The sequence below is a fragment of the Stomatobaculum sp. genome, assembly GCF_057248925.1.
Genome location: NZ_DBHIHF010000021.1, coordinates 18223 through 41483 on the forward strand (window position 1 = coordinate 18223; position 23261 = coordinate 41483).

The window sequence follows — 23261 nt, forward strand, 5'->3', positions numbered from 1 at the left end:
TTCACCGCACCAGCGGAAAGAGTAATTTCTGATTTTCTGCGCTGAACATGGTATCCCTTGCGACCAGCGTGTCGCCGACTCTCAGCTGTTCCATTTCCCGGAGCCCGCTCGAGAGTTTTTTCTTTGCCTCGGCGACCGCGAGATAGCCCATGTTGAATTCGTTGATCACTATCATATCGGCGATGTCGCCCCGGTCCAGCGCGTAGATATTCCGGTTTGAATTCCCGACACCGACCACCAGCGGCCGTTTTTCTTCCGCCGCCGCGCTCTCCGCCGCCGCAGTCAGCGCACTGTCCTCGAGGCCCACAAGAAGCGCTACGCCCTGCGTCTCCTCCTGCACCTGAACGGCACTCCCGCGGAGCGCCTCCCGAATGCCCTGTCTCCGCGCCGCAATCGAGCCTCGCGCGTCGCTCTCCGGCAACAGCGCAATCCGGCCGCCGTCCGGCAGGAGCGCGGCTATCTCCTTGCCGAGCGCCACGCCGATTGCATAATTGTCGGCACTCACACTGCCGAAGTGCCCGGCGGCCTCCGTGTCGGCGCGTTCGCCGAGCAACACCACAGCGGCGCGCTGGGACAATTCCTCCGCCATTTTGCCGCTCCCCGCCGTCGCAACCGGCTCGAGAAGCACCGCTCTCGCGCCGTCCGCAATTTCCTGCCCGGCGAGCACCTGCTCTTCTGCGAGCGTCGCTGTCGGCGGCACAACGACATAGTTCAGAATCACTTTGCTGTCCTCCGCGGCTTTCTCCATGCCCGCAAAGAGCGCCGCATCGCTGACATCCACATCACGACGCGTGAGAACGGCGATTCGAGCGCGCTGCGGCTCTGTCTGCCTGGTCGTCTGCAGAATGAGCAGCAGTGCGAGCGCCGTCGCTGCGATGGTCACTGCCCCGAGCACGATATGCCGCCTCATCTTCCCTCCTCCAGACGCTGTCTGTTCTCTTCATTGTAGGGAACGGCCGGTAAGCATATGCGCACTTCGGTCCCCTCATCCGGCTCGCTCTCGATATGAAGACCGTAGTGCTCCCCGAAGCGAAGCTGAATCCGGCGCTGCACATTCAAAAGTCCCACGCCGGAGCCGCGGCTCGGTCGCCGCTCACCTTCCCGCAAAAGAAGCGGAACTTCCTCTTCCGGAATGCCGAAACCGTTGTCACGCACTGTGAGCAGAAGTTCGCCGTCCCGCAGTTCCGCGCGGAGCAGGATTTCGCCCTCGTCCTCCATGCCCTTCACGCCGTAGTAAATCGCGTTCTCCAGAATCGGCTGGAGTATCAGTTTGACTGTGCAGTAATTCCGCACTTCCGGATCAATCTCATAGCGCACGCGAAAGCTGTTCTTAAAGCGGACTTTCTGGATATTCATATAATTTTCCGCGTGTCGAAGCTCCGCCTCCATCGAAATGATGGTCTTGCCGCCGCTCAAACTGATGCGGAACAGGCTCGCGAGCTCGGTAATCATGACAACCGCGTCGTCGTAGCGCTGTCCCTCAATCATCCAGACGATTGAGTCCAGCGTGTTATAGAGAAAGTGCGGGTTAATCTGCGACTGGAGTGCGTCGAGCTCACTCTTTCGCTTCTCCTCCTGCTCGCGCACAATATCCCGCATAAGGAGCTGAATCTCCCGCACATAGGACTGTAGCGTACGCCCGAGATGCCGCACTTCCGCGCTGCCGCCGACATAGATTTTGCTGTCCTGCCCGAGCTCCAGTTTCCGGATGGACTCGTTCAGCCGGATCAGCGGCTTTGAAACCTGAGCCGCCATGAGGCGGTTCACGAGCGCGAGTGCCGCCGCTGTGAGCAGCACAAAAGCGAGCGCCAGTTGTCTCGCATTTAAGAGGCCCAGCGCAAAATAAGTGCCCGGTATCACACTGATCAGCTTCCATCCGGTGTAGCTCACCGTCTCGACGACGACCTCCCGCCGCTCTCCCTGAAAATACTCCCGGTGGGCGCCGTCCGCGTATCCGGCCTCCGTGAGATTGTTCTCCGCCACGAGACCCGCGTCAATCTGCATGCGGCGCGGATGGTAAATGATATCTCCGCGGCTGTCACAGAGGTAGACATATCGTCCCGCGCTGTCCTGGTTCACATCGTCCAGCATGTCCGCTACACTCTTATAGTTCATGTCGACCAGCAATATGCCCTCGCTGCTCTGGCCGCCCTTGTTTAACTCGACCGCGCGGCTCAGCGAGATGACCCAGTGATAGCGGTAGCTCGGATCGTCAAAGAGATCCTGCACATGCGGCGTCGAAAAGTGCAGATTTTCGACCTTCTCCGCCGCGCTCTGAAACCAGGCCTGCCGCCGCACATCGACATCCTGTTTCTGAACCGCGACCGGGGCTGCGCCGAGGAGCGTCCCGTCCCGCCGGTAGAGTGCAAGGCTAATCAGATCGTCACGGTTTGCCTCGTAGAGCAGCTCCATCTCGCGGTTCGTATTGTCCACGGCAAAGTCCTTGCTCTTAATCGAGGCATAGTAAATCGCATCCGAGAGCGCGCGCATATTCTTTAGATAGTCGCCCAGATTTTCCGAAACGCGGTGCAAGAGCTGCGCGCTGCTCTCGGTGAGGAGTCGTTCGGTGTGGCGCGCAAAAATACGATACAGCCCCACGCCGAGCAGTCCTGTGATGCTGACAGAGACCGCCGTAAAGGCAACGACGATGATGAAACGAATGGACCGCGGCAGCGTGAAAAATTCCGGCAGTCTCATTGCGCCGCCTCGCGGCTGTCCTTATATTTGCTCGGCGACATGCCGAACTGTTTTTTGAAGACATAGCTGAAATAGTTCGGATCGGCATAGCCGACCTTCCGCGCAATCATATAGGTCTTCTCATTGGTCGAGAGCAGAAGTCTCACCGCCTTTTCCATGCGGAGGTCGGTCAGATACTGCACAAAGGTCTTGCCGGTCTCCCGCTTAAAGACGGTCGAAAAGTAGGCGGCGCTCACATTCAGGTAGGAGCACATCGCATCGACCGTGAGATCGCCGTCGGCATAGTGCTCATTCACATGGTCAATCGCGCGGGCCGCAAAAGAGCGCGCGCTGTCCGCGCGCTTATGCTGTATCATCTCTCGCATTTTCCGACAGACCCCGTCCATCCAGCTCGTGAGTTCCCCGGGTTCTAACTGCTGTAATATCCGGTACATCGCGTCGTTGTCGCCGAATATCTCCTCGGTGCTCAGCTCATTGTCCTTCGCAAAGCGGTACAGCTCCCCGGCTGTCCCCATCACAAAAAAACGGTACTCCTGCACCGAGCCCTGCGCGGCTGCGTTGTCCGCCATGTAGCGCGCAATCGCAGCACTTAATTCCTCCTCTTGCTCCATGCGCATCTTCCGGAAAATGTCCTGCATGGATGCCTGCTCCGAGAGCTCGGTTCCGCTTTTCTCCTGCGGCGCAATCTCCGAAATGCTGATGGCCTTCCCCGTCCCGTAAATCATGCGGTACGAGAGCGCATTTCTCGCGCCTGTGTAGGAATCTCTGAGTTTCGACAGCTCTCCGCAGGCCTTTCCGATGCCGATCGTGACCGTCGCGCCGAGCTTGGCGGCCGCCAGACGGCAGAACTTGTCACAGGCGTCGGTCAGGAAGCGGAGCTGCCCTGACGCACCGAGCGAGACCAGCATGACCGTGTTGCCGAGATAGCCGAAAAAACGCGCCAAAAATTTCTCGCCGAGCTTCTCCTCCGCGAGCTTTCGGACAGAAGCCGCGAGGAGCACCGCGCTGACACCGACCGGCAGTCCCGCGCTCCCCGTGTGAATCACCGCTGCCACATAGGGCGAGCGCTCAAAGCTCAGCTGGTAGTCCTCTGCCTGGCGCATGAGCTCCTCCTCCGGAATTTTTCCGTCCAGGAGAGACACAAAAAAACTCTCCTGCAGGCGAGGCAGGCTCTTTTCATAGTAGGCGCGGAGCTGCTCCACATTTTGCCGCTCCGCCCGCTCGGCGTCGAGCCGCTCCCGGATTCGGAGAAAGAGTTTTGACAGCTCCGCCGCGTGAATGGGTTTCAAAATATATTCTTCCGCCTCGAGGCGCAGCGCCTCGCGTGCGTATTCAAATTCATCGAAGCCGGAAAAGACGACAATGCGGATGTTCGGATAAAGCTCCTTTAAGCGGTGCGCGAGCTCCAGACCGTCCATATACGGCATCTTGATGTCGGTCAGCACGACATCCGGCGTGCTCTCCTCCGCGAACTCGAGTGCCTCGAGCCCGTTATGTGCCTCTGTCGGCACGGAGAAACCGAGGCTCTCCCAGTCTATGGTGCGCCGTATTGCATTGATCACATCTTCCTCATCATCCACCAGCATACAAGAATAGGGCATAGTCTTTCCTCCCGAATTCAAAAAAACCGCAGCGTAAGCTGCGGTTTCAGTATAGCATATGCGGGCTCTTTCCGTCCGACGGGAAGTCTCTTACTTCTTCTGGACATACTTTAAGCAGTCCAGGGTGACAGCCGTCAGGATGATGATGCCCTCGAAGACGAACTGGAGGTTCGTGTCGATACCGAGAATGGTCAGCGAATAGGTGAGTGCCGTGAAGATCAGCACACCGACCACAACGCCGGAAATCTTACCGATACCGCCGGTGAAGGAGACACCGCCGACCACGCAGGCTGCGATTGCGTCCATGTCCCAGCCCTGGCCGTAAGCCGCCGAACCGGAACCCACCATGCGCGCGCACTCAAGCCATGCGCCGAAGCCGTAGAGCACACCCGCCATCATGAAGGCGCCCATCGTCACGGCGAAGACCGAGATACCGGAGACCGAAGCCGCCTCCGGGTTGCCGCCGACTGCGTAGAGGTTTTTGCCGAAGCGAGTCTTGTTCCAGATGAACCAGACAATCACGATGGCCGCGACCGCCCAGAGAATGATGAGCGGGAAGCCGTTGACCTTCGGGACAATCATCGAAGCGATGCCCGGCTCAATCGCACCGAAGGACACGCCCTTCGTCGCATAGGTCACGAGACCGAAGATGATCAGCATGTTCGACATCGTCGAAATGAACGGGTGCATCTTGAAGCGCGCCGTAAAGAAGCCGGCAATCGAGGTGAAGAAGGTGGTCAGAACAATGCAGACCAGCAACGCGAAAATGGCTCTTCCCGCATACGGCAAGCCGGTAAAGTCAAAAATCTTACCGAAGACCGCACCGGTGTTGATGCCCTTATGCATGATGATAGTCGCTGCGACCATGCCCATACCTGTCATTCTTCCGATCGAGAGGTCGGTACCGGTCAGGAGAATCAGACCCGCGACGCCGAGCGCGAGGAACATACGCGGAGACGCCTGCTGCAGAATGTTCAGAATATTGTTGTAGGTAAAGAGCTGCGTGTTCTTCACAATCGGTGTCACAATGCTGAGCGCGATGAAAATCATCACGATGACAATGTAGAGACCGTTCTTTAAGAGGAACTGCCGCTGATTAAAGGTGTACTTGTAGTTCTCGATGCGCTGTGCCTGCTCCTGTGCAAACGTGAAGCGGGACATGCGGAGCAGGTCGATCATGTGATACTGCTCGGCGAATGCCTCATGGCGTCTGTCCTTGATGGTCTGGAGCTCCTGCTCGTAGGTCACCTTCGCGTCAAAGAGCTTGTTCTTGTAGACATAGTTCTCGTCCTTCAGCTCCTGCTGCAGATCCGGCGCGTTCTCCTTCCGGAGGCGCTGCACTTCCTGCTCGTGCTCCTTGCCGAGCTCCGCGACCCGCGCCTCGTAGCGCTGTTTTGCGCTCTCGCGGTCTTTCTTGCAGTTCTCGCTGACCGGGCCGAAGTAATCCTTCTCGTAGTGCTCCTTTAAGTAGCTCTCCGCCTCGGCGACAAGCCCGGCGACTTCGGCCTGGTTCTTGCTCTCTACAGCCTGCGCCGCCGAGAGAGCCGCATTACTTTCGGCAATCAGCGCATCCCTCTTCTCTTTCTTGATGTGCTTATCTTCTTTTAAGAGCTGAATGCGGTTCTTCAGCTTCTGTACCTGATCGCTGCCGTCCTTTCGGAGCACATCGATCTTCACCTGAATCTCTCCAATGTGGGCGCGAATCGGCGCGAGGAGTTTTGCCTCCTCCTCTGCGTGCTGCAGAGCGCTCTTCTCTGTTCCTAACTGACTCATAACTCTCCCCTCACTTTACAGGTACTTTGCGCTGAGACGCAACAACTCTTCCTGATTGGTCTCCTTGGTCTCGACAATGCCGGACAGGTAGCCGTTCGACATCACGCCGATGCGGTTCGTGATTCCCAGAATCTCCGGCATCTCAGAGGAGACCACGATGATGGTCTTGCCCTCTTTTGCCATGCGGATGATGAGCTCATAGATCTCATATTTTGCGCCGACATCGATACCGCGGGTCGGCTCGTCCATCATGAAGACGTTCGGCTCTCGCTCGAGCCACTTGCCGAAGATAACCTTCTGCTGGTTGCCGCCCGAGAGGCTCGAAATCAGATCCTCAGGCCCCATGCACTTCGTGCGCATGGTCGCGAGCTGCTTGGAAGTCGCCTTCACCATCTTCTGATCCGAGAGTGCCGGTCCGTTCTTATAGTGCTTCAGATTTGCAATGGTCGTGTTAAAGGTCAAATTTCCCTTGAGGAAGAGACCGTTTGCCTTTCTCTCCTCGGTAATTAACGCGAAGCCGTGCTCCATGGCCTCTTTCGCCGAATTGAAGTTCATGAGCTCGCCGTCATAGTAGACGCGCCCCGCCGCGCGGGTGCGAATGCCGAAGATGGTCTCGAGGAGCTCTGTTCTGCCTGCGCCGACCAGGCCGTAGAGACCGAAAATCTCACCCTCGCGCACATTGAATGTCACGTCCTGGATGTGCGGCTCAAACTTGGTCGAGAGATGCTGAATCGAGAGAATATCATTGCCCGGTGTGTTGTCGACCGGCGGGAAGCGGTTCTCGAGCGAGCGACCGACCATCGCCGCAATCAGCTCATCGAGGTTCGTCTCCGAAGTGTCCTTCGTCATGACCAGCTTGCCGTCCCGGAGCACCGAGACCTGATCGCAGATCTCAAAAATCTCATCCATCTTGTGAGAGATGTAGATGAGGGAGATGCCCTGATCCCGGAGCTTCCGCATCATCGTGAACAGTTTTCTGACCTCGGGCTCGGTGAGCGAGGAGGTTGGCTCATCCAGCACGATAATCTTCGAGTGATAGGAAATTGCCTTCGCGATCTCGCACATCTGCCGCTGTGAGACAGACATGTTCCGCATCGGCTGCGTCAGGTTCACGGTCATGCCGAGACTGCGGAAGAGCTCTGCAGCCTCTTTCTTCATACGTGCCTCGTCGACGATGCCCGCGCCGTTCACCGGATAGCGCCCGAGGAACAGGTTATCCACGACCGAGCGCTCCAGACACTGATTCAGCTCCTGATGAACCATGGCAATTCCGTTCTCCAGCGCATCCTTCGGTCCGGAGAACGAGACCTCATGGCCGTCGAGAATAATCTCGCCCTCGTCCTTCTGATAGGTTCCGAAGAGGCACTTCATCATCGTGGACTTTCCGGCACCGTTCTCCCCCATGAGACCCATGACGGAGCCCCGCCTCAAATCGAGGTCGATGTGATCCAGCACGCGGTTTCTGCCGAAGGACTTTGACATACCGCGTATGGATAAAATGATATCTTCTTTCTGATCTGACATGGTTCTTCTCCCAAGAAATAGAACAGGGGTATCAGGTTTGCCCCCCGATACCCCCAAAACACAAGCTTCGTTTACTGGTTCAGAATTGCGGTGTAGGAAGCTGCATTGTCCGTCTTCACCATGTTGATTGCGAATGCATCATACTGGCTCGGGTTGCCGAGGCGGTTCGTGATGTTGGACTCAGTCTGTCCGTCGCCGTCCACATAGTCAACATTCAGGTTCAGCAGCTCTGCATAGTTCTTCAGCAGGGGCTTGTAGGTAGAGCCAAGGAAGTTATCTGCCGCGTTGTAGGTGTTGAGCCACACCTTCTTCGATGCATGCTTCGAAGCGTCGAGCTTGTTTGCGACCGGTGCATAAACCTTGGTTGCATCCGTGAAGTCCTTATAGTTGTCTGCGGTCACTGCAAGGTTCAGAGCGTAGTAGGATCTGTCTTCCGGCACATACTTGTAGTCTGCTGCGGTGAGAACGTTGCCAGCCTCATCCGCGGTGCCGATACCCGTGTCGACATCCACGCCGTCGAGCAGGTTTCTCAGCACTCTCAGGGTCAGGTAAGCCTGCACGTCCGCGTGCTGGCTGATCGTGCCGCCGTAGCCCTCCGGAATCGCAGCGACTGCGTCGGAGTTCGCGTCGTAACCGAAGGTCGGAACCTTGTTCTCCTTGGACCAAGCGTTGAACATCGACATACCCATGCCGTCGTTGTTCGAAGCGACAATGTCAATCTGATCGCCGAAGGAGGAAGCCCAGGTGCTGATGCCGTTGCCTGCCGTTGCAGCGTCCCAGGTTGCGCCCGCCGCGTTCTTCATCTCCTGCGAAGCCAGCTCTCTGACCTTGTAGGTCTTGCCGTCGACTTCGAGCTCGCCGTCCTTGACCACCGTAGCGGTGCCGTCGACGTTCGTGCCTGCTGGCGTGGAATCAATTGCGCCGTCCTTCTCAACTGCCGTGCCGAGTGCCTTTCTGACACCTCTCGTGCGGGCAATCGAGTCGTTGTGGCCGATGTCCCCAATCGCGAGCACATAGCCGATTGTTCCGTCGCCGTTCTTGTCGATCTCGGCCGCATGCTTCTTGATGTAGTCGACAATCATCTGACCCTGCAGCTCAGCGCCCTGATTTGCGTCGAAGCCGACATAGTAGGTCTTGTCGTTGTAGTGCAGCGCATCCTTGTCCAGTTCGCCGGTGGAGCTGTTCGAGGGCTGGCGGTTGTACCAGACCAGGGGCTTATCCTTGTTTGCGACTGCGGTCATATTGCCGCTTGCAGCGCTCTCGCTGCCTGCCGCTGCCGTGCTCGCTGCGCTGCTGCTCTCGCTCTTGCCGCCGCCGCAAGCTGCCAGCATTGTGGTAGCCATCGCCACAGCTGCAATGATGCTAATTGCCTTCTTCATATCTGACTCCTCCTCATTTCGGATGCGTTCTCCGCACTCCCGTTGATGAGTAAAGAATACCAAGTATCGGCACAAAAAAAAATAGGATTTTCTATACTATCTCTAGAAAATCCTATTCTATCCCGCAAAAATCTTGCAAGCGTCCGTACGATTCTCCGCAATGCCGCAAGGTTTTTATATATATTGCACAATTATTCTAATTCGTTTTTGTGCACTGCGCTTAGAAGTCGACCTCAACCGCACCGAAGCGTCTGAGACCCATGCGGTAGATGTTCTCCCTGCCGAAGTACTGCGAGAGAAAGGCCGTGTAATCTTCCCGCTCTTCGCGCGGCAAAATCGCCATAATCACACCCGCAAAGCCGCCGCCGTGGATGCGGCAGGTGCCGCGCGCGCAGCGCTTTAAGAAGAGCTCGGTCAGGCAGAGCGCCAGCGGAATCGGCTGCTCCTTCGGGTTCTCCGTGCAGTAGGCGTTTTGCAACCACTCGTAGGAGGACTTGCCGCTCTCTCCCATGAGCCGCAGGAGTTTGTCGCTGTCACCGTTCATAACCGCCTCCCGCGCCTCATCGACGCGCTTTTCCTCCTCAAAGAAGTGCAGGGCGCGGAGCAGCGCTCTGTCGTTACCCAGCTTTTCACGGACACCGGGAAGTGTCGTGAGCAAGGTCAGCTCCCGCACATCGGCAAGGCGGCTCTCGCCGAGCTTCTCCGCGACCGCATACATCTCCCGCGGAATTGCGGAGTACTCTTCGGTCAGATCCGCATGTCCCTTGCCTGTGTTCACAATGAAGAGATCCAGGCCGTACTTCTCAAAGGAAAAATCAATGGTTTCATAGCGGACGCCCTCCGAGAAATCGAGGAAAATCACGCCGCCCGCTGCACAGGCCATCTGGTCCATGAGGCCTGACGCCTTGTTCCACCAGTGGTTTTCGGCATACTGCCCCATGCGCGTATAGTCCGCGATACTCATCTTACCGTCATTGTAGAAGGCATTCAGGATGGTGCAGACCAGCATCTCAAACGAAGCCGAGCTCGAGACACCGGCCGCCGCAATGACTTCGCTCGTCACATAGGCGCGGAAACCGCCGACTTTGTAGCCGAAGTTCTCCGCCGCCTCTGCGATTCCCGCGACCAGAGACTTCGAGCCGTCCTCCTTTGCGGTAGCCGAAAGTACCTTGGTGTCGACCGAGACCGGGCGGTAGCCTTCGCTCACAATCGTGATGACGCCGTCGTCGGTCGGCGCAGCCGCACAGACGGTGTCGAGCGTAATGCTGCCCGCCAGAATTTTGCCGCCGTTGTGATCCGTGTGATTGCCGATAATCTCTGTTCTGCCGGGAGAAGAAAAGTAGCGAAGATCCGCCGCGCCGAATTCCTCCGTGTACTTTTCCCGCAGATGCTCATAGCGTTTTCTTGCCCGCGCGCTCTCCTCGCCGTAGAGCGCTTCCAAATCCGGTTTTGTCCCGTTCATAGTCCTCTCCCCCTTAGGTTAATCTCGCGATACTGTTCTCATCATAACGAATTCCCGTTTTCTTTTCCAGCGCTTTCCAAGTCGGCTCTGCCCGCGAGCTCCGCCGCACGCGAAGCGTGAAGCAGCGCATCCAGAATTTCGTCGAGATCGCCGTCCATCACGCGGTCAATGCTGTAAAGCGTGAGCTTTATTCTGTGGTCGGTCACACGCCCCTGCGGGAAATTATAGGTTCTGATTTTTTCCGAGCGGTCTCCCGTCCCGATCTGCGCGCGCCGTGCCTCGGCGGTCTCGGCCTGCCGCCGCTCGAGTTCGAGTGCGTAAAGCTTACTGCGGAGCAGGCGGAACGCCTTTTCTTTGTTCTGCAACTGCGATTTCTCGGTCTGCGAGTAGATCACAATGCCGGTCGGGTAATGTGTGAGACGCACTGCCGAGTCCGTCGTATTGACACACTGCCCGCCGTTTCCGGACGCGCGCATCACGTCAATCCGCACATCCTTCATGTCGAGCTGCACATCAACCTCCTCCGCCTCCGGCATCACGGCCACGCTCGCCGTGCTCGTGTGGATGCGGCCGCCTGCCTCGGTCGCCGGCACGCGCTGCACGCGGTGCACACCCGACTCAAACTTGAGCCGAGAGAACGCCCCCTGTCCGCGCACGGTCGCGATGACCTCCTTGATGCCGCCGAGCCCGCTCTCGTGAATGTCATCAATTTCTACCTTCCAGCCGCGCTTTTCCGCATACTGCCGATACATGCGGAAGAGCTCTGCCGCAAAGAGTGCGGCCTCGTCGCCGCCCGCGCCCGCGCGAATCTCGAGCACCACATTTTTCTCATCGTTCGGGTCCTTCGGCAAAAGCAGTTCCTTCAGCTCTGCCGCGTGCCGCGCTTTCTCTTGCCGCGCTTCCTGCAATTCTTCTTTGGCGAGCTGGCGAAGCTCCTCGTCCCGCTCGGTCTCGAGCAACGAGAGTGCCTCTGCCTCCTGTCCTTCCGCGCGCTGCAGCGCCTCGATACAGGCGACCAGAGGCGACAGTTCCGCCTGTTCCTTCAAAAGGCGCTGCAAGCGCACACTGTCCTCATGTGTCTCCGGCGCGGCGAGTTCGACCATCACTTCCTCATAGCGGCGCAGCGTTTCCCTGAGATGTCCCTCTACCATGAAAAGTCCCTTTCACAACGCGATCCCGTCCGGCGAGATCCTGAATGATTTGTATGTCCGAAAACGCGGCCGCTTCGAGGAGCGCCGCCACCGCTGCGCCCTGCGACGCGCCGATCTCAAGATACAGGCTGCCGCCGTCCGTGAGGTGCGCGCCGCTCTCCGCCGCAAGCCGCCGGTAAAAGGCGAGCCCGTCCGCCGCGCCGTCGAGCGCAAGCCGCGGTTCATGCTCGCGCACCTCAACGCTCAGTGTCTCGATTTCCGCGCTCTCGATGTAGGGCGGATTCGCCGTGATGACGTCAAAGCGCTCCGGAATCTCCGAAAAGAGATCCGAGCGCCGGAGCGAAAGCGGCAGCCCCGTCCGCGCACGGTTTATTTCCGCGACTGCGAGCGCCTCTGCCGAGATGTCCGCGCCGAGCGCCGCGCGGAACCCGCCGCGTTTTAAGAGCGCCAGCGGAATGCAGCCGCTCCCGGTGCAGAGATCGAGTAAGCTTCCCTCTCTCCGGTCCCGCAGCACTACTTCGACCAAGCACTCCGTGTCGTAGCGCGGAATCAGCACGCGCTCGTCCACATAGAGTTCAAGCCCGCAAAAATTCTGCGCCCTTGTCAGATACTGTAACGGCACGCCCTGTGCCCGCCGCGTCAACAGTTGCTCATAGCGCCGCGCCGCTTCCGCCGGGAGTTCCCGCTCGCGCGCAAGAATATAGCCCGTGAAATCCAGTCCCAGAATATGGCAGAGAAGAAGCCGCGCAGTCTGCGCGGCTTCTTCTCTGCCCGCCGCCGCGAGGTACGCTGCCCCGCGGCGCTCTGCCTCCCGAAGGCTCTCGGCACTCATGCGCTCGCCTCGTCTTCCGGAAACACCGTGCCGAAGTTCTTCCGGAGATAGTCCTTCCAGTCAAAAACCGCTTCGACGGCCTGCATCGCGACTTCCGCCATATCGGGCGTGGGTTCCCGCGTCGTAAGGCCCTGCATCCACATGCCGGGACGGCTCAGCGCGTTCACGAACGCCGAATCATGCGTGCCCGTAAAGCGGAGAAACTCATAGGAGACACCCGCAATGACCGGCATTAAGAGGATGCGCGAGACCGCGCGGAGCAAGAGGGTCTCCGGCCGTATCACAATAAAGAAGAGAATCGAAATCATCATCACAATCAGGATGAAACTGGTCCCGCAGCGCTTGTGCTCTCTGGAGCTCTTCATCACGTTTTCGACCGTGAGCGGAAGTCCGTGCTCCACGCAGTTGATGCACTTATGCTCGGCGCCGTGGTACATGAAGGTGCGGTGTATGTCCTCCATCCGCGAAATCGCCTTGATGTAGAGAATGAAAATCAGAATGCGGAACACGCCCTCCAGCACCGCAATCAGCGTCTCGCTCGCGATGACTCTCTTTAACAGCCGCGCGAGAAACATGGGCAGCAGCATGAAAATACCGATCGCAACAAGAAAGGAAAAGGCCATGATCACGCCCATCATCACCTTCATCGCCTTTTCGCCGAAGGTCTTTTCGAGAAAAGCCTCAAATTTCGAGGGCTCTTCCTCCGCCGCGCCCTCGCCGCCGCCCGCATAGATCTCGGCCGACCAGTTCAGCGCCCGCATGCCGAGTATCATCGAGTCCGCAAAGCTGAAGATGCCCCGCACAAACGGCAGGCGAAGCAGCGGATACCGGTCCGTGAGACTCACATAGCGCTGTTTGTCCACCGCAATGCTGCCGTCTTCCCGCCGCACCGCGCAGGCATAGTACTCTCCGTTTTTCATCATGATGCCTTCCAGAATCGCCTGTCCGCCGATGCCGGAATATTTTTGTCTTGCCATTTTGTCGCCTCCTCTCTCAAACGTAAAACAGGGGCTGAGTGATACCCTCAGCCCCTGTCCCCTGTTTATTTTTTACTCGCCCTTCACGCCGTACTTCTTGTTGAACTTCTCAATGCGTCCGCGCGCGCCGGCGGTCTTCTGCTGACCGGTGTAGAAGCTGTGGCACTTGGAGCACACCTCAACGTGAATCTCCGGCTTCGTCGAACCGGTCACAAAGGTGTTGCCGCAGTTGCAGGTCACCGTAGCCTGGTAGTAATTCGGATGGATTCCCTCTTTCATTTGTTTCACCTCGCTTTAACTTGATATTGATGAAAGCGGCGAACCGCTTTTCCGTTCCCATTCCCATTGAAAAACAGCTTTCACAGTATAGCATGCTTTCTCTGCCGCTGCAAGCCCGGAAACAGCTTTTATTTGGAGTCCGCGAGCCTACCGAGCAGCGCTTTGTTGTCCGTGCTCTCCCGAAACAGTCTGAGAATCGCCTCGGTCTGTGCCTCGTTTGTCCCGCCGCCCCGGAGATTCCGGAGTCTTGCGACCCCCTCTCTCTCCGCCGCACGAAGCAGGAGTTCCTCCCGTCTGGTTCCGCTCCGCGCCACATCGATCGCCGGAAAAATGCGCCGCTCCGCGAGTCGGCGATCCAGTATGAGTTCCATATTGCCGGTGCCCTTAAACTCCTCATAGATCACATCGTCCATGCGACTGCCGGTCTCGATGAGCGCCGTCGCCAGAATGGTGAGGCTGCCGCCCTCCCGCATGTTTCGCGCCGCGCCGAAAAAGCGCTTCGGCATATAGAGCGAGGCCGGATCCAGACCGCCCGAGAGCGTGCGCCCCGAGGGCGTGACCGTAAGGTTATAGGCGCGCGCAAGGCGTGTAATCGAGTCGAGCAGTATCATGACATCGCCGTGCTGTTCGGTGATGCGGCGCGCCCGCTCAATCGCCATTTCGGAGACTCTTCGGTGCTGCTCCGGCTCCCGGTCAAAGGTCGAGTAGATGACCTCGACTTCCGGGTCCGCAATGTACTCCTTGATGTCCGTGACCTCCTCCGGTCTCTCATCAATCAGGAGCACAATCAGATGGATTTCCGGCGCGTTTTTCCGGACTGCCTTGGCGATTTCCTTGAGCAAAGTCGTCTTGCCGGCCTTCGGCGGCGCGACAATGAGGCCTCTCTGTCCCTTGCCGATCGGCGCAATCAGATCGACGACCCGGAGCGCGAGCGGGCTCTTATCGCCGGTCGCGAGCGGAATGCGCCTGTCCGGAAAGACCGGTGTCATATCTTCGAAATTCGCACGCCTAAGCTCTGCCGCGCGGACGCCGTTTACCGTGTTCACATAGAGTAGGGCGCTGTAGCGCTCTTTTTCGCCGCGAAGGCGCTTCACACCGGTCACGAGATCTCCGGTTCTCAGGCGAAAGCGCCGTATCTGCGAGGGCGACACATAGACATCCTCCTCGCCCGGCAGATAATTTGCCGAGCGCAGGAACCCGAAGCCGCCCTCGCTCACAATTTCCAGTAAACCGGACGCGAGGGTCCCGCCGTCCGCCGCGTCGCGCAGGCTGTCCGGCAGTTCCGCGACCGCCTGCTGCACCCGCGTGCGCGACAAAGCCGCCAGCTTCTCCGCGAGTTCCTGCTTCCGGAGTCCCGTAACGCCGTGCAACCCGCGCTCTTTTGCGAGTTCCCGGAGTTCCGTAAGGCTCAGATGCTCAAGTCTTTCTTCCGCCATGCTTCTCCTCTCCCGCCGCTTTCAGGGCTGCGAGACGCGCTTTGATTTCGGCTTCCTTTCCGTTATCACTCGGCGCGTAAAGAACCGTCCCGCGGAGTGTCTCCGGCAAATAGTCCTGTGTCACATAGTTGCCCGGGTAGTCGTGCGGATACCGGTAGCCCACGCCCCGGCCGAGCTGCTCATGCCCGCGGTAATGCGCATCCTGCAGATAGGGCGGAATCGGCGCCGTAGCCGTGCGCTCCGCAAGCTCGATCGCCGAAAAAATCGCCGTCGTCGCCGCATTGGATTTCGGCGCGCTCGCGACATAGAGGCAGGCCTGACTGAGCAAGAGCTTTCCCTCCGGCATACCGATGCGATCCAGCGCCGCGGCCATGCTCTCCGCGACGACCAGCGCCATCGGGTCGGCATTTCCCACATCTTCCGCCGCACAAATCACAATGCGCCGCGCGAGGAAGCGCGGGTCTTCCCCCGCGTAGAGCATACGCGCGAGGTAATAGACTGCCGCGTCCGGATCGGAGCCCCGCATACTCTTGATGAAGGCAGAGACCGTGTCGTAATGGTTATCGCCGTCCTTGTCGTAGCGGATGACGCGCTTCTGAATGCAGTCCTCCGCGACGGAAAGCGTGATGCGAATGCAGCCGTCGCTCTCCGGCGCCGTGGTCTTCATCCCGAGCTCGAGCGCATTCAGGGCGGTTCTCGCATCGCCCGCGGCGGCTTCCGCAAGAAAGGCGCAGGCCTCCTCCGTGAGTTCGGCGCTCCAGTTGCCGTAACCGCGCTCCTTGTCCGCCATGGCACGGCGAAGCAGTGCTGCGATATCCGCCGCCGCAAGCGACTTTAATTCAAAGATGCGGGAGCGCGAGAGCAGTGCCGCATTGACCTCAAAAAAGGGATTCTCGGTCGTCGCACCGATCAGCGCAATCGTGCCGTCCTCGACATAGGGGAGCAGAAAGTCCTGCTGTCCCTTGTGAAAGCGGTGAATCTCGTCGACAAAGAGCGTGGTGCGCCTGCCGCGCCCGAAATTCTCCCTGGCGCGCTGAACCACTTCTTCCATCTCTTTTTTGCCGGCCGTCGTCGCATTCAGACGGCAAAAATCCGATTGTGTCTCGCGGGAGATGACCTCCGCAATCGTGGTCTTCCCGCAGCCGGGCGGGCCGTAGAGTATGATCGAGCCGACGGCATCCGCCTTGACCGCCCGATAGAGAAGCTTATCGCTGCCGAGAATGTGCGCCTGCCCCGCAATTTCTTCGAGGCTCTGCGGCCGCATTCTGACGGCCAGCGGCGCTTCCTGCCGAAGCGCATTCTCCCGCATGTAGTCAAAGAGGTCCATCAGTTCAGCCGCTCGCTCTGCAGGAGATTAAAATCCCGGTAATTCAGCTCCTCATGCTCGAGTTCCGAGAAAATGTAGCTCTTATCATAGACGCCGTTCTCGCTGTCATAGTTCGTGGTGTCAAAAATCAGCCATCTGTCAGCTATCTTGGATGTGCCGAAAATATGCATGATGCCGTTCTCCCTGCTGGTCGCAACCATGCTGACATAGGAGAGGCCCACGCTGCGGAACAGGAGTTCCGTAAGGCCGTTATAGCCGACGCAGGCGGTTTTCCGGGAGCCGACAGCATCCTGCAAGCTGTTCTGCTGTACCGTGAAATCGTAATTCAGGCGACCGGCCACATAATCACAAATCCACTGTGCCTTGTCGCGCGCGCTCTTTCCGGCGGTCTCTGCCTTGACCTCGTCGACCACGCCGAGGAGACGAACCAGGCTCTGATAATTCCGATATGCCTCTCCCTCGGTAAACGGGCGGTTTAGCTCAACACCGGCAAGAATGCGCCTGTCCCGGGTATTCAGTATGACCCGGGCGTTCGGGAAGAACGCGAGCCCGGACAGGAGTTCATAGCTCAGCTGCTTCCGGTTTGTGGCCGCGCCCTCATAGATCTGGAGGTAGGGCTTCCCGTTGTTGTCGACATACTGATTCTCCGGGCTGTACCAGACGCTGTTTCGGTACAGCTGCCGCCGGATATCCCGACGAATCGGGTCCGTCTCATAGGAGAGCAGACGGTCCACCGCCTTGTCGACATCTTCCTCGGTATAGCCGTAATCTGCCCGGCGGGGAAGCGCCACGCTGTCCGGCTGCAGTGTCGTTTCCACGGTCTGCATCAGTTTCGTCTCCGCTGCGTGTGCACTGCCCGGCAAGCTTGCAGCAAGTCCAATTCCCATCCCCAGCGCAAAAAGCGCTCCTTTCCACTTTTTTATGGACAATTTCATCCCTCTTTCTTATAATAACCGTATCATTAAATACTTTTCCCTATGGTAATAGGGGATATTATTATATCGCAGCTTTGGCAACTATGTCAAAACAGAAAGGACTTTTCCATGAACAATGACGATCACGAGCGCCGTGTCGCCGTGCTGATTGATGCCGAGAACATCGCCCCGAAATACCTGCCGATTGTCCTCTCGGAGGCCAATAATCTCGGGAGCGTGAACATCAAACGCATTTACGGTGACTGGACCATGCCGCAGATGACCAGCTGGCGCACGGTGATTCTCGACAACTCGATTCAGCCCATCCAGCAGTATTCCAATGTCTCCGGCAAAAACTCTTCGGACTCGGCGCTCATCATTGACGCGATGGATCTTCTGTACCAGAACCGCTTTGACTGCTTCTGCATCGTCTCCTCGGATTCCGACTTTACCCGCCTCGCCGCCCGTCTCCGCGAGTCTGAAATCTATGTGCTCGGCATGGGCGAACAGAAAACCCCGAAGAGCTTCATCTCCGCCTGCAGTAAGTTCTCCTATATCGATCTTCTGTATCGCGCAAACCAGCCGAATTCTGCGTTGCCCGCGGCCGCGGAGAAGACCGTCGAGAGCGATCACAGTGACAAAGCCGCCGCTTCCGCCGACTCCTCCGGTATGGGTATGCGCCTCAAGGCGGTTCGGAAGGCTCTCATTCAGATCTGGGAGGAAAATTCCGACGACGACGGCTGGATTGCCTCGAGCCAGCTCGGCAATTTCTTGAATAAGCGCTTCCCCGACTTTGACGTCCGGAACTTCCAGTTCAAGAAATTTGTCCCCTTCATCGACTCCACGAATCTCTTCGAGAAACGCACCGAGGGGCTGCATGTGAGCTTCCGCTTAAAATAACAGGGGCAGCAACACCGCAGCGCTCTGCAGGCTGATGACAAGCTTTGCCGCTATCGCACGGCAAACAAACCGGAGCGCCAAAAAGAAAAGCAGCGCGAGCCGGGACGCTACGGTGAGCATACGGTTTGCCCGCGCAATGTCCTCTGTCTCGATTTCACGCCCTGCATCGCCGATGTAGGGCTTTTCTTTGCGCTCGCCGAAGTAAGAGGCAGGCCCCGCGAGCCGCACACGGAGCGCCCCCGCCATCACGCTCTCGGTCTGCGCGGAATTCGGGCTCGCGTGCCGGTAGCGATCTCGCCGAAAAATGCGGGCGGCCGCTCTCGCGTCCTGCCCCGTGATTGCCGCCGCGGCAATCAGAAGAAGCGCCGCAATTCTGGCCGGAATCCAGTTGAACACATCATCCATGCGCGCCGCGACTCTGCCGAAGAGCTCGTAGCGCGCATTTTTGTAACCGAGCATCGAGTCCATCGTATTCACGGCCTTATAGACCCAGCCGCCCGTCACGCCGAATAACAACAGATAAAAAAGCGGCGCCACCTCGCCGTCGGACAAATTTTCCGCGACCGTCTCGACCGTCGCGCGGATGACGCCCGCCTCATCGAGCGCTTCCGTGTCCCGGCCGACAATATAAGACACGGCCCTTCGCCCCGCGGCGAGGCCGTCCTCCCGAAGAGCTTGCGCGACCCTTGCGGCGCTGTCCCGGAGGCAGCGCGCCGCAAGAAGCTGGTAGGACAAAAGGATCTCAAACAAAAAGCCGAGCGGAAAGAATGTCCTGCGAAGTCCCGCCGTGAGGAAAAAAACGACAGTGCCGACCGCCCCGACACAGCAGAGCCAGAGAAAAAGGCCGTTCCAGAACGCGGCGACCGGCGGCCCCGCCTTCGGATAGAGCCGCCGCTCGAGTTCCCGCACCAGACTGCCGATTGCGCGCACCGGATGGTACCAACTCTCCGGGTCGCCGAGCAGCCGGTCGAGCAGAAACCCGAGCACAGCCGCGACCTCCAAATGCCAGCGCTGTAAAAAAACATAAATCTGCTGCATTTAAGCCTCCTCCGCGCGAAGCGCTTTCCCCCAGAGTTCCGTGAGACGCTCTAAGCGGTAACTCGCGTTCGCCGGACTCGTCGAGGGCAGACACACGGCCGGAATGCCCGTCTTTGCCTCCAGATAGCGCGCGTAGTACTTTGCCGCCGTGCCGCCGTTTACGAGGACGCGGCGGATGTCGGCGCAATCCGTGACGGTCTCGATCCGGGCCGGCACGGCCGCGCGTATGCTCGCATCGCTCGAGCCCTGAATTTCGCAGCGCTCCAGGACATCCCAGAGCGCAAGCCCGTGCGAGAGCAACAGCGCGCGCTTCTCCTCCACCGTCTCCGGCACAGCCTCCTGATAGACCGCCGCGAGCACACGCCAGAATCGGTTCTGCGGATTTGCATAGTAGAACCCCGCCGCGCGGGACTGCACCGAGGGAAAACTCCCGAGAATCAAAATTTTGCTGTTCCGGTCAAACACCGGCCCAAACGAAAAACTCTCCTGCACAGACACTCCTCTCCGAATAAAAAATCCCCGCCGAAACAAGTTCGCGCGGGGACTTCTGTCATTTCCTGTTCTGTTGTCAGCCGATTCAGCAAATCTTGCGAATCCAGCCCTCCGGGCCTTCGATATGACCCGCCTGAATGCCTGTGATCGTATCGTAGAGCTTCTGCAACACCGGCCCCATCTTCTCTCGTCCGGACGGCAAGTCAATGACTTCATCGCCGTTGATCACGCGTCCCACCGGACTGATGACCGCCGCCGTGCCGCAGAGACCCGCCTCCGCAAAGTCCTTCAGCTCGGAAAACTTCACCGGTCTGTGCTCCGTCTTCATGCCGAGCATGTGCTCCGCGATGTAAAGGAGGGAGCGCCGTGTGATCGAGGGCAGAATCGAATCCGACTTCGGGCTCACGAGTACGCCGTCCTTCGTCACAAAGAGGAAGTTTGCGCCGCCCGTCTCCTCGATATAAGTTCTGGTCGCAGCGTCTAAGTACATGTTCTCGTCAAAGCCGTGCGCATGTGCGTCCACATAGGCATGCAGACTCATCGCATAGTTGAGTCCGGCCTTGATGTGACCCGTGCCGTGCGGTGCCGCGCGGTCGTACTTGCTCACGCAGAGCGTGGTCGGCTTTGCGCCGCCCTTGAAGTACGGGCCCACCGGCGTCGCAAACAGCCGGAACTGATATTCATCCGACGGCTTCACGCCGATCACCGGACCGCTCGCGAACATATAGGGGCGCAGATACAGAGAAGCGCCGCTGCCATAGGGCGGAACCCAGTCCGCATTCGCCTTGACAACCATATCCACCGCCTCGAGGAATCTCTCCTCCGGGAACGCCGGCATCTCCAGATAGCGCGCCGAATCCGCCATGCGCTTCGCATTCATATCCGGGCGGAAGGTCACAATGCTGCCGTCTTCGGTGCGGTATGCCTTGAGACCCTCAAAGACCTCCTGGCAGTACTGCAGGATGCCCGCGCACTCCGAAATGCACACGGTCGCATCTGCCGTGAGACCGCCCTCATCCCACGCGCCGTTCTTATAGTTGGAAACGTAGCGCTGATCCGTCACGCGATAGGCGAAGCCAATGTTTCCCCAGTCAAGATTCTTTTCTGCCATGTAAAACGCCTCTCTTCTGTCTCTGATTTGCTTCCGACTGCTTAGATTCTGTTGTTCGATCCCAGAACTTCCGTGATCTTGTGTGCGACAATCGCCTTGACATTGGCTCTGCCGTCACCGAGATACTGTCTCGGGTCAAAGTGATCCGGGTGCTCGTTGAAGTGCTGACGAATGCCCGCCGTCATGCCGAGACGCAGATCGGAGTCGATGTTAATCTTGCAGACTGCGCTTCTCGCTGCCTCGCGAAGCTGATCCTCCGGCACACCGATGGCATCCTTCAGCTGACCGCCGTTTGCGTTGATAATCTTCACATACTCCTGCGGGACGGAAGATGCGCCGTGCAGCACAATCGGGAAGCCCGGCAGTCTCTTCTTCACTTCCTCGAGGATGTCGAGGCGCAGCTGCGGCTTGGTGCCCGGCTTGAACTTGTAAGCGCCGTGGCTCGTGCCGATTGCGATTGCGAGGGAGTCGCAGCCCGTGCGGCTCACGAATTCCTCAACCTCTTCCGGTCTCGTGTAGGAGGACATTCCCTCTTCGACGCGGACATCATCCTCCACGCCCGCCAGCGTGCCGAGCTCAGCCTCGACCACAACGCCGTGTGCGTGTGCGTACTCAACGACCTTCTTGGTCTCGGCGATGTTCTCCTCGAAGCTGTGGCCCGAATAGTCAATCATGACCGAAGTAAAGCCGCCGTCAATGCAGTCCTTGCAGGTCGCAAAGTCTGCGCCGTGATCCAGGTGCAGTACAATCGGAATCTCCGGATGGAGCTCCACCGCTGCCTCAACGAGCTTCACGAGGTAAATCGAGTTCGCGTACTTTCTCGCACCCGCCGAAGCCTGCAGAATCACCGGGGACTTGAGCTCTGCCGCAGCCTCCGTGATACCCTGAACAATTTCCATATTATTGACATTGAATGCACCGATGGCGTAACCGCCCTCATAAGCTTTCCGGAACATCTCAGTCGAAGTGACCAATGCCATAACCGCTACCTCCCTTTCTAAAGAAGACGACGTTTAAAAGTTTCTGTCATTATTCTAAACAAAGTCGTGGACGAATTCAAGGGACGCGACGGACTTTTGCGGGCGCTCAAACCACTCTCTTCCGAATTTCGGAATTCTACTCCGCAGGGGAAGCGGCGTGCTACAATAGATACCGTAACTTCTCAGTCGAAACCGGAAAGGCTCTCACCATGGCATTACAAAGCGGCGCGGAGGCGGAACTGCTTCTGCACTGGTATCAGGAAAACAAGCGCTCTCTCCCCTGGCGGGACACCGGAAATCCGGAAGATGTCTGGATTTCCGAGATTATGCTACAACAGACACGGGTGGAGGCGGTCAAAGACTACTTTGTCCGCTTCCGGACCGCTCTGCCCACCGTCGCCGCAATTGCCGCCTGTCCCGATGAACAGCTGCTTCGCCTCTGGGAGGGGCTCGGCTACTACACCCGCGCGCGCAACATCAAAAAATGCGCACAGGTTCTGCTCCGCGACTACGGCGGCGAACTCCCGGTGGATCCGCTGGAACTGAAAAAGCTCCCCGGCATAGGCCCCTATACGGCAGGCGCCATCGCCTCGATTGCCTACAATGTCCCCGTCCCCGCGGTCGACGGCAATGTGCTCCGCGTTTTTTCGCGTCTCACGGCCTGCGCGGACGATATCATGGAGCCGGCGGTCAAACAGGCCTTTACCGAGCGCCTGCAGGATCTGCTCTGGCAGCTGGTCTACACCGACCGTAAGACCTTTCCGGTCGCGAACTTTAACCAGGCGCTCATGGAACTCGGCGCACTGATCTGCATTCCGAACGGCGCGCCGCTCTGCGAGCGCTGTCCGATTGCGGCGCAGTGCGACGCCCACCGCCTCGGCATCGAGACCGAACTTCCGCACCGTGCGCCGAAAAAACCCCGCCGCGTCGAAGTGCGCACCCTCCTCGTGCTCCGGGACGGAGAGCGTTTCTATGTACAGCAGCGGCCTTCGAAGGGTCTGCTCGCGGGGATGTACGAATTTCCGGGGCTTCCCGGCGCGCTCTCCGAAGAGGAAGTCCTACAGGCGGTCAAGGCGCGCGGCTTCACGCCGCTCCGCATTCGTTCACTCCCTGCCTTTCAGCACGTCTTCACACATATCGAGTGGCACATGAGCGCCTTTGAGGTACAGATTGCGGAGCCGCTCTCGGCTGTGTCCGCACACCGGAACCGCAAGGAGAACGCACGCGCGGGCATTTTCGTGACGCGCACCGAGCTCGAAAAGCTGGCACTCCCCTCTGCCTTCCGGCCTCTTCTGGCCCGCTACGCGCTGCGTCCGCCCCGCAAGAAAAAAAATGCTAGATTGCAAGATCAAGTAGGACAGTCTGAAATAATTCCTCCGGCGAACTGT

At 58.5% G+C, this 23261-nt stretch carries 20 protein-coding genes; 2 read left to right on the top strand and 18 right to left on the bottom strand.

Annotated elements, in window-relative coordinates; all coding sequences use genetic code 11:
* Position 1 precedes the first annotated feature (1 nt).
* The 14 genes from ACO4XG_RS08440 to ACO4XG_RS08505 all read right to left on the bottom strand — a co-directional run bounded on the left by ACO4XG_RS08440 (position 2) and on the right by ACO4XG_RS08505 (position 17265).
* Positions 2 to 910, bottom strand: a complete 909-nt coding sequence (locus tag ACO4XG_RS08440; RefSeq protein WP_308509558.1) for a substrate-binding domain-containing protein — start codon at positions 908 to 910, stop codon at positions 2 to 4.
* Entirely contained in the window at positions 907 to 2697 is a 1791-nt protein-coding gene (locus ACO4XG_RS08445) for a cache domain-containing sensor histidine kinase (RefSeq protein ID WP_308509557.1), read from the bottom strand. The genes ACO4XG_RS08440 and ACO4XG_RS08445 overlap by 4 nt, the downstream gene beginning before the upstream one ends.
* Positions 2694 to 4298, bottom strand: a complete 1605-nt coding sequence (locus tag ACO4XG_RS08450) for a response regulator (protein ID WP_308509556.1) — start codon at positions 4296 to 4298, stop codon at positions 2694 to 2696. The genes ACO4XG_RS08445 and ACO4XG_RS08450 overlap by 4 nt, the downstream gene beginning before the upstream one ends.
* Positions 4299 to 4388: 90 nt before the next feature.
* On the bottom strand, positions 4389 to 6071 hold the full coding sequence (locus ACO4XG_RS08455) for an ABC transporter permease subunit (RefSeq protein ID WP_308509555.1): 1683 nt from the start codon (positions 6069 to 6071) through the stop codon (positions 4389 to 4391).
* Positions 6072 to 6086: 15 nt separating this feature from the next.
* Positions 6087 to 7595 carry a sugar ABC transporter ATP-binding protein gene (locus ACO4XG_RS08460; RefSeq protein WP_308509554.1) on the bottom strand — a complete coding sequence of 503 codons (1509 nt, stop codon included), beginning with the start codon at positions 7593 to 7595 and terminating at the stop codon, positions 6087 to 6089.
* A 71-nt stretch (positions 7596 to 7666) separates the two neighbouring features.
* The gene (locus ACO4XG_RS08465; protein WP_308509553.1) at positions 7667 to 8974 is read right to left on the bottom strand and encodes a substrate-binding domain-containing protein; all 1308 of its coding nucleotides are present in this window, start codon (positions 8972 to 8974) and stop codon (positions 7667 to 7669) included.
* A gap of 220 nt (positions 8975 to 9194) precedes the next feature.
* Complete coding sequence (locus ACO4XG_RS08470) at positions 9195 to 10436, bottom strand: galactokinase (protein ID WP_308509552.1); 1242 nt, start codon at positions 10434 to 10436, stop codon at positions 9195 to 9197.
* 41 nt (positions 10437 to 10477) lie between these two features.
* Complete coding sequence (gene prfA, locus ACO4XG_RS08475) at positions 10478 to 11587, bottom strand: peptide chain release factor 1 (protein ID WP_308509551.1); 1110 nt, start codon at positions 11585 to 11587, stop codon at positions 10478 to 10480.
* Positions 11547 to 12419 carry a peptide chain release factor N(5)-glutamine methyltransferase gene (gene prmC / locus ACO4XG_RS08480; protein WP_308509550.1) on the bottom strand — a complete coding sequence of 291 codons (873 nt, stop codon included), beginning with the start codon at positions 12417 to 12419 and terminating at the stop codon, positions 11547 to 11549. The genes prfA and prmC overlap by 41 nt, the downstream gene beginning before the upstream one ends.
* A complete protein-coding gene (locus ACO4XG_RS08485; RefSeq protein ID WP_308509549.1) occupies positions 12416 to 13396 on the bottom strand; it encodes a DUF1385 domain-containing protein in 981 nt (326 codons plus the stop codon). The genes prmC and ACO4XG_RS08485 overlap by 4 nt, the downstream gene beginning before the upstream one ends.
* 72 nt (positions 13397 to 13468) lie before the next feature.
* Entirely contained in the window at positions 13469 to 13675 is a 207-nt protein-coding gene (gene rpmE, locus ACO4XG_RS08490; protein WP_009532823.1) for a 50S ribosomal protein L31, read from the bottom strand.
* 128 nt (positions 13676 to 13803) lie between these two features.
* On the bottom strand, positions 13804 to 15111 hold the full coding sequence (gene rho / locus ACO4XG_RS08495; protein ID WP_308509548.1) for a transcription termination factor Rho: 1308 nt from the start codon (positions 15109 to 15111) through the stop codon (positions 13804 to 13806).
* Positions 15092 to 16438, bottom strand: a complete 1347-nt coding sequence (locus tag ACO4XG_RS08500; protein ID WP_308509547.1) for a replication-associated recombination protein A — start codon at positions 16436 to 16438, stop codon at positions 15092 to 15094. Before ACO4XG_RS08500 ends, rho begins: the two co-directional genes overlap by 20 nt.
* Positions 16438 to 17265: a transglutaminase-like domain-containing protein gene (locus tag ACO4XG_RS08505; RefSeq protein ID WP_308509546.1), complete on the bottom strand. Its 828-nt coding sequence runs from the start codon at positions 17263 to 17265 to the stop codon at positions 16438 to 16440. Before ACO4XG_RS08505 ends, ACO4XG_RS08500 begins: the two co-directional genes overlap by 1 nt.
* 216 nt (positions 17266 to 17481) lie before the next feature.
* Here ACO4XG_RS08505 and ACO4XG_RS08510 point away from each other — a divergent pair, with 216 nt between their 5' ends.
* On the top strand, positions 17482 to 18252 hold the full coding sequence (locus ACO4XG_RS08510; protein WP_308509545.1) for an NYN domain-containing protein: 771 nt from the start codon (positions 17482 to 17484) through the stop codon (positions 18250 to 18252).
* On the opposite strand, the gene cbiB is transcribed toward ACO4XG_RS08510, so the two are convergent.
* From cbiB to fba, 4 genes are all read right to left on the bottom strand, one after another.
* The gene (gene cbiB, locus ACO4XG_RS08515) at positions 18244 to 19290 is read right to left on the bottom strand and encodes an adenosylcobinamide-phosphate synthase CbiB (protein WP_308509544.1); all 1047 of its coding nucleotides are present in this window, start codon (positions 19288 to 19290) and stop codon (positions 18244 to 18246) included. The two genes, ACO4XG_RS08510 and cbiB, sit on opposite strands and share 9 nt — an antisense overlap.
* A complete protein-coding gene (locus tag ACO4XG_RS08520) occupies positions 19291 to 19782 on the bottom strand; it encodes a DNA-deoxyinosine glycosylase (protein WP_308509543.1) in 492 nt (163 codons plus the stop codon). It lies immediately after the preceding gene.
* 85 nt (positions 19783 to 19867) lie between these two features.
* On the bottom strand, positions 19868 to 20920 hold the full coding sequence (locus ACO4XG_RS08525) for a branched-chain amino acid aminotransferase (protein WP_308509579.1): 1053 nt from the start codon (positions 20918 to 20920) through the stop codon (positions 19868 to 19870).
* Between the two features lie 14 nt (positions 20921 to 20934).
* Positions 20935 to 21873: a class II fructose-1,6-bisphosphate aldolase gene (gene fba, locus ACO4XG_RS08530; RefSeq protein ID WP_009532831.1), complete on the bottom strand. Its 939-nt coding sequence runs from the start codon at positions 21871 to 21873 to the stop codon at positions 20935 to 20937.
* A 209-nt stretch (positions 21874 to 22082) separates the two neighbouring features.
* Here fba and ACO4XG_RS08535 point away from each other — a divergent pair.
* Positions 22083 to 23261 (top strand): A/G-specific adenine glycosylase (locus ACO4XG_RS08535; RefSeq protein WP_485129679.1); only part of this gene is annotated, 1179 nt, incomplete at its 3' end.